This window comes from Aliamphritea hakodatensis, from assembly GCF_024347195.1.
GTDB classification, from domain to species: Bacteria; Pseudomonadota; Gammaproteobacteria; order Pseudomonadales; family Balneatricaceae; genus Amphritea; species Amphritea hakodatensis.
Genome location: NZ_AP025281.1, coordinates 4,517,424 through 4,531,046, shown reverse-complemented (window position 1 = coordinate 4,531,046; position 13,623 = coordinate 4,517,424). Strand labels below are relative to the sequence as shown.

Genomic DNA, 13,623 nt, shown 5'->3' with positions numbered 1-13,623 from the left:
ACTATTTGACGTTATAAGCGGCAGGCAGAAGAGAAATCTTCTGCCGGTTTCAGAATTTGGGCTGGTTGATATAGGCCTTTGCCATCTTGTTGCGTTTGTTCGAGCGCAGCTTTTCCTGAATAACTTCCTGCTTGTTGCCTTCAATCAGTGTCAGTGACTTTGCATCTAATTGATGAACTTTCCGGATCAGTTCTTCTGCCTCTAAAGAGGTGTCTTTATCCTGGGGAATATCACTGGCTACCGCCTGTTTACTGAGCTGTTCCCGTTCTTGCTGAAGGGCTTCAACTGCTGGCCAGTCTTTTTCTTCAGCGGCCTGCAGAACCTGTTCTGACAGCTGCAGGATATGCCTGAGTGTGCGGATCATATTTTCACCTCTTCCGTTGTGCAGAAAAATATTACAGATGCCATTAAAGTCTCTTCGTTTGCGACCGATATAGTACACCTGAAGCGCGCTTATAGTCAGTAATATTAAGGCTTTCACAGCATATTTAACGTGTAAAAAAGCCGCTGCAAAAATAACGTAAAAAAAATTTCAAGTAATGCGGCCGACGGTCGATAACTTAAAGCATACTGGAATCGTATTCATAAATTTACACGGATGAATGGGATTCAAACTGAACAAATAAACAACCAGTCAGACCTGGTTGATATGAGGAGAAGGTCTCATGGCATTAGTAATTAATTCCAATATTCAGTCACTGAATGCACAGCGTAACCTGAACAGTGCGCAAATGGAGCAAAACGAAGCGCGTGAACGTTTATCCAGTGGTAAGCGTATCAACTCAGCAGCAGACGATGCAGCGGGTCTGGCGATCTCTAACCGTATGACGTCTCAGATCAACGGTCTGAACCAGGCGGTTCGTAACGCGAACGACGGTGTTTCCCTGATCCAGACAGCTGAAGGTGCACTGGACGAATCCACCAACATCCTGCAGCGGATGCGTGAACTGTCAATCCAGTCTGCGAACGGCACGTACGATTCCGGTAACCGTGGTTCCATGAACGCAGAAGTACAGCAGCTGGTTGCTGAACTGGACCGTATTTCTGAAACCACTTCTTTCAACGGCCAGAACATTCTGGACGGTTCTCAGGGTAAAATTGCGCTGCAGGTAGGTTCTGAGGCGAACCAGACTATCGAATTTGAAATCGGCAAACTGGATTCGAAGAGTTTAGGTTTAGGTTCAACTACTTCTGATTTGTCTGGTGATCGTTTAACTGATACGGCGACTATTGCGAATGGTGACGTCGAGATCAATGGTACAGGTCTTAATGCATTTACGGGTACGACAAACAACACTAACCTTCAGACATTATTGAATGATATTAACGATAACGTTGAAGGTGTAACAGCTTCTGGTTTTAACACGATTGAAGCAACAAGCATTGGTGACGGTGTTATCACAACGGGTTCTTTGACCTTGGAGCAACATGATATAAATGGTGGTTCAGCTACCAGCTATGTCATTGATGCAGCAAGTACTAATCTTGAAGAACTCGCGGCTAACATTAATGAAAAAACCGGCGGTGCAATTAATGCCAGTATTGATGATGACGGCAAGTTAGTACTGTCTAACAGCACTGGTGGAGCTATTACAGTAACCGAGGCTGGTGATGCAGCGGGTGCTACAGGTATTACTTCTGGTACAACATTCCAGGGACAAGTTGCACTGGCCTCAGATAACGGCGAACCAATCACTATTACTACTGGTGCCAGTGGTCAGGATTCAGATTTAACTAGCCTGGGTTTCAGTTCGGTAACTGGTCAGGGCGAAGTGCTTGGTGCTAGTGTGGCTGCTGCTGCGCAGGATGATGGTCTGGCTGCTAATGATTTAACGATTAATGGTGTATCTGTCCCTAAAACGGAGAGTGCTGCTAACTCATCTAGTCTTGCTGAAGTGGTTACGAGCATTAACAGTGTTTCTGATGATACGGGTGTTACTGCCAGTATTCAGGCTTCTCAGTCTTTCAGTGCTGATGTTTCCAGGACAACAACTGAGATCGAAGGTACAGGGATACCGACCTTAGCGGATATCGACGGTGATACAATCGACGTAAATGGCTTTACCATCACTTTAGATGGTACGTCGATGACCACTTTGGTTGACAGTATTAATGACCAGACAGGTAACACAGGTGTTACTGCTTATGCTGATTCAAATGGGTTTTTAACTCTTGCATCGGACTCACCGATCATTTTAGCAGATGGTTCAAGTGGTACTGGTGTAGGTACTGCTACTGATTTAGGTGCATCTTTTGCTTTTGCTGCTACAGCTGTTGCAGGGACTGCTGCATCTTCTTTAGATGGCACATCTGATGCAAATGGTGGCTCTATGAAAATTAATGGCCACGATGTTACCTCAATTGATCTTCGGTCATTAGATGCAGCTGTTGCTGATATCAACTCTCAGACTGCTAATACCGGTGTTACAGCAAGCATCGATGACAATGGTGAGCTGCAACTTGCATCTAATTCAACCATTACTATTGAAATGGGTGACTTTAATGGTATGCAGACAGCAGTGGCATTAGGACTTGCTTCTGATACTTCTGGTTTTGCATCAAGTGCAAATGATGGTTTAGTCGCTTCTGGTGCTACAGCAGCCACTTCAGAAATTGATAACGTCTTAACTATTCAGCCTAGAATCGCGCTGGATTCTGCTGATGATCGGACGATTAGCATCGAAGTTACAGGTGCCGCGGCTACAGCAACAGGTCTGAAAAACCAGAATACCGATCTGAGTTCAACAGTGACTGGCTCGGCGATTTCGAGCCTCGATATTTCTACAGCTGCAGGTGCTCAGAAAGCTATCGGTGTAATCGATAATGCACTGAGCACTATCAACGAAACCCGTGGTGAGCTGGGTGCGGTAAATAACCGCCTGGACTTCACAGTAAGTAACCTGTCTAACGTAGCTGAAAACGCTTCAGCGGCACGTTCTCAGATTCTGGATGCGGACTTCGCAGCTGAATCTGCTAACCTGAGTCGTGCGCAGGTACTGCAGCAGGCCGGTTCTGCGATGCTGGCTCAGGCAAATGCTGCACCACAGCAGGTACTGTCTTTACTACAGTAATAGGTAACGCTTTACGTTAACCGATAAAACCCCTCGTGCCATCGGGGGGTTTTTGTTTTTGGAGGTGAGATTATGTCAGTGGAATCAATCAATGCTGTAAATGCTGCAGGTGCAGCCGGGCAATCACTGCAGCAAACCCAGCAAACCCAAACACAGCAACCGGTAACTGATTCAGTTGTTCAGCAACCTGCTGAAGCGGCCGCTCAGGAAGCACCGCAGCAGAAATTAACCAATGAAGAGGCTTCTGCGCTGGCCGAGCGTCTGAATGAATTCATGAACACTAAACAGCGTAATCTGGCGTTTTCTGTTGATGAAGAAAGTAACGATACCATCATTAAGGTACTGGATAGCGAAACCCAGGAAGTGATCCGGCAATACCCTTCCGAGGAAGCGGTTGAGCTGGCAAAACACCTTGAAGCGGCAATGGGGCTGATCTTTAACGATAAGGCCTGATACTAATCAATTTACAGAATGGCTCTGTTCCTGTTGTTTTGCTGTAGAATGTCAGGCCATTCCGTTACAACTAAGCTAAGCGTCTGAACCAGAGGGATTTACGATGGCTACGAATATTGTCAATGCACTGGGGGCCGGTTCAGGCATCGATACCGCCAGCCTGGTAAATAGTCTGGTTGATGCACAGAAGGCGCCGCAACAGAACCGTCTGGACAGTAAGAAAACCACCCTTGATGCGCAGATTTCGGCATACGGTACGCTGAAAAGCAGCCTGTCTGAGTTTCAGAACCTGATGACGCCGCTGGCAAATCCGGATACTTTTAGCGCCCGTTCTGTTTCGTTGCCAACCACCGATATTGTGACGGCAAATACGCTGGATGCGAATGCTCAGCTAGGCACCTATCAGTTAGAAGTGCTGGAGGTTGCTCAGGGGCAGTCTCTGGTTGCGAACCAAACCTTTGCGGATAAAGATGCTGCAGCAGGTGTCAGCGGTACGCTTACCATCGCGCAGGGGGAGTGGACCTACGATGGTTCGGATAACCCTTCAAGTTTTGCTGAGAATGAAGCATTAAAAGCCATTGAAATTGAAGTAACCGCGACTGATTCCATTCAGGAGATTGCAGATAAGATCAACGCCGACAGTTCCGATGTTGAGGCATCTGTATTACTGGTTGACGGTTCTTATCAGTTGCTGATTTCAGCGCCTTCCGGTGAAGAAAATGCCTTGCGAATTTCCGGTAGCGATGCCAGTCTGGATTTTCTGAATTTTAATGAGACAAACCACAGTAATGTCACTGAAACTCAGAAAGCACAGGATGCATCCATTAATATCAATGGTCTGAACGTTAAGCGGCCAAGTAACGATATTGATGATGTGATTCAGGGGCTATCCCTGACCCTGAATAAGGCCAGCCCCGGTGACAAGCTGACCTTCTCGATTACTGAAGATAAAGAAACCGCTAAAACTGCGGTTAATAATTTTATCGAAGGCTACAACACCCTTTATAACACCCTGAAAGGGCTGACCAGCACCACCACCGACAGTGAAACCAACGAAACCAAGCGGGGCGAGTTGGCGACTGACGGTACCGCGAAAAACCTGCTTTCCCGGATGCGTAGCATGATTTCTTCAACCGTACCGGGTGTGGATGAATTTAACTCCCTGAGCCAGGTGGGGATCCGTACTAAGCTGGATGGTACCCTTGAAGTTGACACTGAAGATTTTGATGCAGCCTTTAATGATAATTTTGCTCAGGTAGGCGCGCTGTTTTCGACCACGACAAGTTCCACTAACAGTGCTGTGTCGGTAGAGGTGGGCAGTTTTGGTGACCGAGCGGTAGCCGGTACCTATCAGGGAACAATCACAACCGCACCGAGTAAAGGCTTTGTGCTTGGTGCTGGTATGACGACTACATTTCCTGTGGACGCAACCAGCGGTACTTACACGTTCAAAGTTAACGTGAACGGTACCGAGTCTGAGGAATTAACCTTGACCGGTACATATAATTCACAGGAAGAATTGCGTGCAGGTCTGCAGTCGCTGATTAATAATGAAAGCACTCTGAAGGATGCGGGCCAGGCGATTGATGTTGTTATCGAAGGTGGCGAGCTAAAGCTTCAGTCCCGCCAGTACGGTGCGAATACGCGGGTAGAGTTTACTGAAGCAGGTGCAGATTTTACAACGGCTACTGGTCTCTCGACCAGCTCTGCAGTGACTAACGGTACCGATGTCTCCGGTACTATTGCCGGTGATGCTGCCTTCGGTGCCGGTGATGTACTGCTGCCGAAGATTGATACCGATCCTTATGGCCTGAATCTACAGGTTCAGGAAGGTGCCTCAGGGAATTTCAGTTTCTCATTCTCCCGCGGTTTTGCCGGGGAAATGTCCTTGTTGATCGATGGTTTTCTGTCGAGCACCGGTGTGATTAAAAACCGGGAAGACAGTATTAATAACCAACTTGAGGACATTAAAGACGATCAGGAAGAACTTGATCGTAAAATGGCTATAATGCATGACCGACTGACCAGCCAGTATGTGGCCATGGAAAATATTCTGGCGAGCTTCCGGACAACCTCTGAATCGTTGAACGGTCTGGTCGACCGGTTACCTTTTACCGCAAGTAATAACTAAGTTTTTAGCTGAGTTTTGGAGTAAAGAAATGAGTGTTAATTTAAAAGCCCTGCGTCAGTACCAGAGTGTGGGTTTGTCTACTGCAGTACACGCGGCGTCTCCACAGCAGCTGATTACGATGTTATTTGATGGTGTGCTGGGCGCACTGGCAAAGGCGAAAGGCGCCATGGAACGTAACGATATTCAGGGGCGCTCTTCTCAGCTGAATAAAGCCACCGATATTGTGCTGGCGCTTAAAGACTATCTTGATCATGAAAAAGGTGGCGAAATCGCCTCAAATCTTGATGCACTATATGACTACATGGTGCGCTCGATTGCAGAAGCTAACCGTGAAGCGAACGCGGAAAAAATTCAGGAAGTGATGGATCTGTTGCTGACCATCAAATCAGGCTGGACGGAAATGGAAGTTTCATAACCTTTGAGCCAGTTATCCTTCGGGTAAGCAGAGCCGGTATCAGTGTTGATACCGGCTTTTTTGTTTGTGTTTCCTGTTATTAGTGAAGAAAAAACCTCCTTCGCGTCAAAAAAATAACGCCTAAGCACTTGTTAAGTTTTGCTTCATGTCATAAATTTGACGTTAAGGTTTTTTTGTCTGTTTCAGGTTGCTATTCGGGTGATGCGGTTAGTGCCTGAAAGTACGTTCAGATCACAGGTATGACACACATGCAGCTTCTTTATATAGATGATAATGCAGATAGCCGGCGGCAATTATCCGACCGGCTAACCTTTGCCGGCATTACTTGCCAGACGGAAAGTTATGTCGACTGGTTGCAGGCCGAGGAAGGCCAGTGTTCTGAATATCTGGCTGTAATGCTGGGTCACTGTAACCACCCGATTGATCTGGATAAGTTGCTGGCACAGCGCCTGGATGAGGCGACCCCGGTGATTTCCGTGGGGGACTGGATGCAACCGGAAACAGTCAGTGACGGGTTGCAGCAAAGAATACTCGGTCGCTTATTGCCGGCGTCACCACTGGCGGATGTTCAGTATGTGTTACACCGGGCGCAGATCTTCAGAGGATTACGTCAGCCAGCTGAACTGGCGGGCGGATTGCAACAAGCGTTTGCCGATCTTGCCGGTGGCAGCGGGGTGATGAATGACGTTCGCAGTCTGATGGCCCAGGTGGCTGGCAGGGATGTCAGCGTGCTGATTAACGGCGAGTCCGGTACCGGTAAAGAAGTTGTAGCGAATTGTCTGCATAAGGCTTCAGCACGGGCTGCAGGGCCCTTTGTGCCGCTGAATTGCGGGGCGATACCTTCTGAGCTTTTAGAAAGCGAACTGTTCGGCCATGAAAAGGGGGCTTTTACCGGCGCTGTTTCCAGCCGCCCGGGACGGTTCGAGCTGGCGGATGGCGGTACGCTGTTCCTGGACGAGATCGGCGATATGCCGCTGAATATGCAGGTCAAGCTGCTAAGGGTCATTCAGGAAAAGTGTTTCGAGCGGGTTGGCGGTACCAAAACCATCGGCTGTGATGTGCGAATCATCGCGGCCACCCATAAAAATCTGGAAGAAATGATTGATGAAGGTAAGTTCCGTGAAGATCTGTATTACCGTCTGAATGTTTTTCCGATTGCCATGCCTGCCCTGCGTGAACGCACAGAAGATATCCCAACCCTGACCGAACTCTTTGTTCGCCGTGCCGAGGCGGACGGGTTTGGCCGGATTAAAATCATGCCGGCGGTTATCCGCTCATTACAGCAACACCCGTGGTCAGGTAATGTCCGCGAGCTGGCGAATCTGATAGAACGTTTAACCATTATGCACCCGGACAGTGTCATCAGTATCAGTGAGTTACCGGAAAAATTCCGTTATCTGGAAGAAGATGCCGGAGATATCAGTTTAAAAGCACAGTTGCATCTGGAAGTTGATCAGGCTCAGAGTGATGGGGCCGATGCCCCCGGGGCACATGTTTTGCCGGAAGAGGGCATTGATCTGAAAGCTTACCTCGAAGGTATTGAACAGGTGCTGATCGAGCAGGCGTTGGATACCACCAATAATGTTGTCGCCCGGGCGGCAGATAAATTGCAGATTCGCCGGACAACACTGGTAGAGAAAATGCGCAAGTACGGAATTCAGCGAAAATAGCCCATGGTCAATCAGAACTCTAATACTGAAATCAATGCTGAGCTGGCACAACTGCGGAAGCAGGTGGCTGATCTGCAGGTTCAGCTGGCGGATACCCAGGGGCAGCATCTTGAGCAGCAGGCCGAAAACTCCCGTCTGACTGGCCGGATGGATAACCTGTTAAACCTGTTGCCTGCCGGGGTGTTGGTAGTCGATAACCGTGGTCTGGTGAGCGAAGCGAATCTGGCAGCGGCAGAATTGCTGGGTGAGCCGTTGTTGGGTGAGTCCTGGCTGGGGATCATTCAGCGCAGTTTCGCACCGCGCAGTGATGATGGCCACGAGGTGTCTCTGAAAAGCGGCCGCCGGGTGAGTTTATCGACCCGCTCCCTGGAGTCTGAAACCGGGCAGCTGATTATGCTTACAGATCAGACAGAAACCCGTTTGCTGCAGGGGCAGGTTGCCCATTATCAGCGGCTGTCAGAAATGGGCCGGATGATGGCTTCACTGGCGCATCAGATTCGTACGCCGCTGTCGGCTGCGCTGTTATACGCCAGCCATCTGATTAAACCCGGATTGCAGGCCGACAAGCAGATTAAGTTTGCCGGTAAAATTAAATCCCGGCTGGAAAACCTCGAACATCAGGTGCGGGATATGCTGGTATTTGCCCGTGGCGAAACCCGTCTGGATGATCGTCTGACGCTGGCACAGTTATTCCGTGACATTGAAGATGCGCTGGATGTGCCGCTGGCCGCCTGGGATGCCGACTGTGAATGTATTAACGGGGTGCCGGCGCTTCAGTTACAGTGTAATAAAGAAGCCTTACTGGGCGCCCTGATGAATTTGGTAGAGAACAGCTTACAGGCCACAGGTAAAGGCGCTGAATTAAGCATTGAAGCCTCTGTGCTTGATGAGCGGCTGTGTCTGATGGTGTCTGATAATGGCCCGGGAATGGATCAGGAACAGTGCCGGAAAGTGCTGGAGCCGTTTTACTCGACTAAATCTCACGGCACCGGTTTAGGGTTAGCGGTAGCTCAGGTGGTTGCCAAGGCGCATCATGGTGAATTTATACTGGTATCTGAGCCGGGCAAGGGAACGCGGACGGCGTTCTTATTGCCTTATGAAAAAGATGCTAACGTCAGCAGTTGATAAACCGGCTGTTTTTTTGAATTTATACAGATAACGAAACGGGAAAATACATGGCGACGCAGATACTGGTGGTTGAAGATGATGCCAGCTTGAGAGAGGCGCTGGTTGATACACTGGAACTGGCCGATTTCGGATGTCTTGAAGCCGAATCAGGTGAAGATGCACTGACACTGCTGGGGCAGCAATCGGTGGATATGGTGGTCAGTGACGTCAACATGGGCGGCATGGACGGCCATGAATTACTGGAAAAAATACAGCAGCAACATCCCTGCCTGCCGGTCATGCTGATAACAGCCTATGGGCAGGTAAATAAAGCAGTCGATGCAATCCGCAGCGGCGCGGTGGATTATCTGATGAAGCCTTTTGAGCCGGATGCGCTGATTGAGGTGGTTAAACGGTATACCGGAACTCAGATTCGCAAACAGGATAATTTGCAGCCGGTGGCGGAAGAAAACTCCAGTAAACAACTGTTACAGGTTGCCCGGCGGGTGGCTGAAACCGATTCCACCGTACTGATTACCGGGGAGAGCGGTACGGGTAAAGAGGTACTCGCACAGTACATTCATAATCATTCCCCCAGAGCGGATCAGCCGTTCATTGCTATTAACTGTGCGGCAATTCCCGAAAGCATGCTGGAAGCGACATTGTTCGGCCACGAAAAGGGTGCATTTACCGGTGCGTACAGCAGCAACCCGGGTAAGTTTGAGCAGGCTAATGGCGGGACGATTCTGCTGGATGAAATCTCAGAGATGGATCTGGGCCTGCAGGCCAAGCTCCTGCGTGTGCTGCAGGAACAGGAAGTGGAACGGGTCGGTGGCCGCAAAGTGATCAGCCTGGATGTACGTATTCTGGCGACCACTAACCGTAAGCTTGAGTCTTATGTGGGTGAGAATAAATTCCGTGAAGATCTGTACTACCGGCTGAATGTATTTCCGCTGCAATGGTTACCGCTGCGGGAGCGCCGGGCAGACATTGTACCGCTGGCCAAACGTTTGCTGAGTAAGTACTCACTGAAGATGAACCGCACGGCTGTCTCTCTGAGTGAAGATGCTGAGCAGGCGCTGAGTAGTTATGACTGGCCGGGTAATGTCCGGGAACTGGATAACGTGGTACAGCGCGCCCTGATCTTGCAGCAGGGGGCACTGATCAGTGCCCGTGACCTGCATATTCAGCCCACCAGTATTCAGACTGCAGAATTTGATACCAGTGTTGAGCTGTCCTCAGGGGGCGATTCAAACCCGCTGGTGACCGGTGTACGTCAGCACGAATATCAGTTGATTATTGATACCCTCAGGGAAACCGGAGGCAGCCGTAAAGACGCCGCCCAGCAACTGGGTATCAGCCCCCGGACCTTGCGTTATAAGCTGGCAAAAATGCGCGAAGACGGTGTGGATCTGGATGCAATGCTGGGCTGATTTGCCGGGCTGTGTTCTGCAAATGGCAACATTTGCAGAACGGTCAGTCACTTGTTCAAACCCTGCCGCAACGCTACCCTCAGTCTGATGCCGTGTAAGACTAATGGCTTGCGGTAAATCGACCAATGTCTAATTTAGGCATCAGAGCAGTCTTTATACATTGATCAGACATCAGATGAATGCTGAAAGCACTTTACTGTCAGCCTGTGAGGCAATGCTGCAAAAAGCATGGTATTAGTAGAGTAATTAATTAAATCAGGAACAGATTTTCGCGTCTGGCCAACTCCCGGCGTCTATATAATGAATCTTTTGTCGGGAACAGTCAGTGCCGCCGCACGCTGAAACCTGAGCATGAATGTATGACAGTAAAGTGCGCTGTTATGCATTATCCGCTGATAACGAATATAAAATAACAAGTTAAGGGCATGATCATGAGCGACTCTAAGATGTATCCGGTCTCTGAAGCGATGGCCGCTTCTGCGCATATCGATAACGCAAAATACACAGCGATGTACGAGCAGTCAGTTAATGATCCTGATGCGTTCTGGGGTGAGCATGGTAAGCGTATCGACTGGTTTAAGCCTTACTCAAAAGTTAAGAATACTTCCTTTGATCCGCACAATGTGGATATCCGCTGGTATGAAGACGGCACCCTGAACGCGGCATACAACTGTCTGGACCGGCATTTGGAAACCCGTGGTGAGCAGACCGCAATCATCTGGGAAGGGGACGACCCGAGTGAATCGGAGAACATTACCTACCGTGATCTGCATGAGCGTGTCAGCCGGTTTGCCAACGTACTGAAAGGCGAAGGTGTTGAGAAAGGCGACGTTGTCACCCTCTACATGCCGATGATCCCGGAAGCGGCGGTAGCAATGCTGGCCTGTGCCCGTATCGGTGCAGTGCATTCTATTGTGTTCGGTGGTTTCTCGCCGGAAGCCCTGGCGGCACGGATTGAAGGTGCGAACTCTAAAGTTGTGATTACGGCCAACTTCTCCCTGCGGGGCGGCAAAGCGGTTCCGCTGAAAGAAAATGTGGATAAAGCACTGGAAAATCCGGCTGCTGCAGCATGCATCAGCAGTGTGCTGGTGGTTAAGCGTGTGGATCAGGATGTTGCCTGGGATGCCAGTCGTGATAAGTGGTATGAAGAACTGACAGCCGCTGCCTCAGCAGATTGCCCCGCAGAAGAAATGAATGCCGAAGATCCGCTGTTTATTCTCTACACTTCCGGTTCTACCGGCGCACCTAAAGGCCTGAAACATACAACCGGCGGTTACATGGTCTATGCCTCCATGACCCATGAGTATGTATTCGATTATAAAGACGGCGATATTTACTGGTGTACAGCAGACGTGGGCTGGGTAACCGGTCACAGCTATATTGTCTATGGCCCGCTGGCCAACGGTGCAACAACCCTGATGTTTGAAGGTGTGCCTAGCTACCCGGATAACAGCCGTTTCGGCCGGGTTATCGAAAAACATAAAGTGAATCAGTTCTATACAGCGCCAACAGCAATCCGTGCACTGATGCAGCAGGGGGAAGATGTGCTGGGTGATGCAGACCTGTCATCACTGCGCATTCTGGGCTCAGTCGGCGAGCCAATTAACCCTGAAGCCTGGGAGTGGTATCACCGGATTATCGGTCAGGAAAACTGCCCGATTGTTGATACCTGGTGGCAGACTGAAACCGGTGGCGTCATGATTGTGCCGCTGCCGGGGGCAACGGCGGCTAAGCCGGGTTCTGCAACCCGTCCGTTCTTCGGTGTTATGCCGGCTCTACTGGACAGTGAAGGCAATGAACTGAGCGGTGCCGTTGACGGTAACCTGGTGCTGACTGATTCATGGCCATCCCAGGCGCGTTCAATCTGGGGGGATCACGAGCGTTTTGTACAAACCTATTTCTCAACATTCAAAGGTATGTATACCACCGGTGACGGCGCCCGCCGTGACGAAGATGGCTACTACTGGATTACCGGGCGTGTCGATGATGTGATTAACGTATCCGGCCACCGCATGGGTACCGCTGAGGTTGAGTCTGCACTGGTGGCACATGGTGCAGTGGCAGAGGCGGCCGTAGTGGGGTATCCGCATGACATCAAGGGGCAGGGTATCTATGTGTATGTAACGCTGCAGTCTGGCTACGAAGAATCTGACGAGCTGATGAAAGAACTGCGTAACTGGGTCCGTGCGGAAATCGGCCCGATCGCTTCGCCGGATCTGATTCAGTTTGCACCGGGCATGCCAAAAACCCGTTCCGGCAAGATCATGCGCCGTATTCTACGTAAAATCGCTGAAGATGATTTTGCAGCTCTGGGGGATACCTCAACACTGGCGGACCCATCGGTGGTTGATGATCTGATTGAGCATCGAATGAACCGTAAGTAAGTGCTTAAAATTCAACGCCCCGTCTTTGTACGGGGCGTTGTTGTTTGTGCTATACAGAGTTGTTTTAAAAGTGACAGAGCAGGTCGGGTATTCGACTTAAGTATAAGGCTAACTTATTGAGCTTAAACAATAAAATTCGCCACAGCAGGTGGCTGAAGTTTGTTTAAAAGGTTGCCGGTGATAAGATGTTGCTAATGTAAGCAGTGTGCCGCAGGGCGTTACCGCTCCTGCCAGAGCCGTTTTCACTGCTATGCTAAGTAACATGATGCATATGGGGAGAGGTTGAATGCAGTTAGCGCAGAAAATAATCATCGCGGATGATCATCCGCTGTTTCGTGCAGCGCTTAAACAGGCGGTGACTCAAGCTGTTTCCGGTGTTGAAATTGTAGAAGCTGATTCTCTGGCCGCCGTTCAGGAAGCGGTAGATACACACAGCGACGCAGATCTGGTCCTGCTGGACCTGCATATGCCGGGGACCAACGGTTTTACCGGCCTGGTATTCCTGCGGGGCCAAAACCCGGGAATTCCTGTTGTGGTCGTTTCCGGCAGCGAAGAGCCGCAGGTGATGAAGCGCGCCATTGATTATGGTGCGTCCGGTTTTATTCCTAAATCATCGCCGCTGGATATCATTGCTGAAGCGATTTCTAAAGTGCTGCAGGGCGAAGAATGGTTGCCGCAGGCGCTGGCAGATAATATGGATGATGTGCCGGCAGAAGACCAGGTATTTGCCAATAATCTTGCCTCACTGACGCCACAGCAGTTCCGAGTTCTGACCATGCTGACAGAAGGTTTGTTAAACAAGCAGATCGCCTATGAGCTGAGTGTTTCAGAGGCGACGATTAAGGCCCACGTGACAGCAATATTACGTAAGCTGGGAGTGCACAGCCGTACTCAGGCGGTGATAGCTGCACAACGCTTAGGCGTTGAGCCGCCGAAGACTGAGTTGGCATAACTTTGTT

At 49.8% G+C, this 13,623-nt stretch carries 10 protein-coding genes; 9 read left to right on the top strand and 1 reads right to left on the bottom strand.

Annotated elements, in window-relative coordinates; all coding sequences use genetic code 11:
* Window positions 1–49: 49 nt before the first annotated feature.
* A complete protein-coding gene (locus PCI15_RS20525) occupies window positions 50–364 on the bottom strand; it encodes a flagellar protein FliT (protein ID WP_271271781.1) in 315 nt (104 codons plus the stop codon).
* Window positions 365–665: 301 nt separating this feature from the next.
* On the opposite strand from PCI15_RS20525, the gene PCI15_RS20520 reads away from it, so the two are divergent.
* The 9 genes from PCI15_RS20520 (at window position 666) to PCI15_RS20480 (ending at window position 13,616) form a co-directional block, all read left to right on the top strand.
* Complete coding sequence (locus PCI15_RS20520; protein WP_271271780.1) at window positions 666–3,071, top strand: flagellin N-terminal helical domain-containing protein; 2,406 nt, start codon at window positions 666–668, stop codon at window positions 3,069–3,071.
* A gap of 72 nt (window positions 3,072–3,143) precedes the next feature.
* Window positions 3,144–3,524 (top strand): flagellar protein FlaG, encoded by a 381-nt coding sequence (locus PCI15_RS20515; protein ID WP_271271779.1) that lies wholly within the window; start codon window positions 3,144–3,146, stop codon window positions 3,522–3,524.
* A 103-nt stretch (window positions 3,525–3,627) separates the two neighbouring features.
* Complete coding sequence (gene fliD, locus PCI15_RS20510) at window positions 3,628–5,655, top strand: flagellar filament capping protein FliD (RefSeq protein WP_271271778.1); 2,028 nt, start codon at window positions 3,628–3,630, stop codon at window positions 5,653–5,655.
* 28 nt (window positions 5,656–5,683) lie between these two features.
* On the top strand, window positions 5,684–6,070 hold the full coding sequence (gene fliS / locus PCI15_RS20505) for a flagellar export chaperone FliS (protein ID WP_271271777.1): 387 nt from the start codon (window positions 5,684–5,686) through the stop codon (window positions 6,068–6,070).
* Between the two features lie 248 nt (window positions 6,071–6,318).
* Complete coding sequence (locus PCI15_RS20500) at window positions 6,319–7,740, top strand: sigma-54 dependent transcriptional regulator (protein ID WP_271271776.1); 1,422 nt, start codon at window positions 6,319–6,321, stop codon at window positions 7,738–7,740.
* A gap of 3 nt (window positions 7,741–7,743) precedes the next feature.
* Window positions 7,744–8,865, top strand: coding sequence for a sensor histidine kinase (locus tag PCI15_RS20495; protein ID WP_271271775.1), 1,122 nt, complete (start codon window positions 7,744–7,746; stop codon window positions 8,863–8,865).
* Between the two features lie 50 nt (window positions 8,866–8,915).
* Window positions 8,916–10,280, top strand: a complete 1,365-nt coding sequence (locus PCI15_RS20490) for a sigma-54-dependent transcriptional regulator (RefSeq protein WP_271271774.1) — start codon at window positions 8,916–8,918, stop codon at window positions 10,278–10,280.
* A 431-nt stretch (window positions 10,281–10,711) separates the two neighbouring features.
* Entirely contained in the window at window positions 10,712–12,664 is a 1,953-nt protein-coding gene (gene acs / locus PCI15_RS20485) for an acetate--CoA ligase (protein WP_271271773.1), read from the top strand.
* 286 nt (window positions 12,665–12,950) lie between these two features.
* The gene (locus PCI15_RS20480; protein ID WP_261842423.1) at window positions 12,951–13,616 is read left to right on the top strand and encodes a response regulator transcription factor; all 666 of its coding nucleotides are present in this window, start codon (window positions 12,951–12,953) and stop codon (window positions 13,614–13,616) included.
* Window positions 13,617–13,623: the final 7 nt, after the last annotated feature.

What these genes read in the sequence shown, in the direction of transcription:
- PCI15_RS20520 (WP_271271780.1), top strand. Translation starts at nt 666, where the DNA reads ATGGCATTAGTAATTAATTCCAATATTCAGTCACTGAATGCACAGCGT.
- PCI15_RS20500 (WP_271271776.1), top strand. Translation starts at nt 6,319, where the DNA reads ATGCAGCTTCTTTATATAGATGATAATGCAGATAGCCGGCGGCAATTA.
- PCI15_RS20525 (WP_271271781.1), bottom strand. Translation starts at nt 364, where the DNA reads ATGATCCGCACACTCAGGCATATCCTGCAGCTGTCAGAACAGGTTCTG.
- PCI15_RS20515 (WP_271271779.1), top strand. Translation starts at nt 3,144, where the DNA reads ATGTCAGTGGAATCAATCAATGCTGTAAATGCTGCAGGTGCAGCCGGG.
- acs (WP_271271773.1), top strand. Translation starts at nt 10,712, where the DNA reads ATGAGCGACTCTAAGATGTATCCGGTCTCTGAAGCGATGGCCGCTTCT.
- PCI15_RS20495 (WP_271271775.1), top strand. Translation starts at nt 7,744, where the DNA reads ATGGTCAATCAGAACTCTAATACTGAAATCAATGCTGAGCTGGCACAA.
- PCI15_RS20480 (WP_261842423.1), top strand. Translation starts at nt 12,951, where the DNA reads ATGCAGTTAGCGCAGAAAATAATCATCGCGGATGATCATCCGCTGTTT.
- PCI15_RS20490 (WP_271271774.1), top strand. Translation starts at nt 8,916, where the DNA reads ATGGCGACGCAGATACTGGTGGTTGAAGATGATGCCAGCTTGAGAGAG.
- fliD (WP_271271778.1), top strand. Translation starts at nt 3,628, where the DNA reads ATGGCTACGAATATTGTCAATGCACTGGGGGCCGGTTCAGGCATCGAT.
- fliS (WP_271271777.1), top strand. Translation starts at nt 5,684, where the DNA reads ATGAGTGTTAATTTAAAAGCCCTGCGTCAGTACCAGAGTGTGGGTTTG.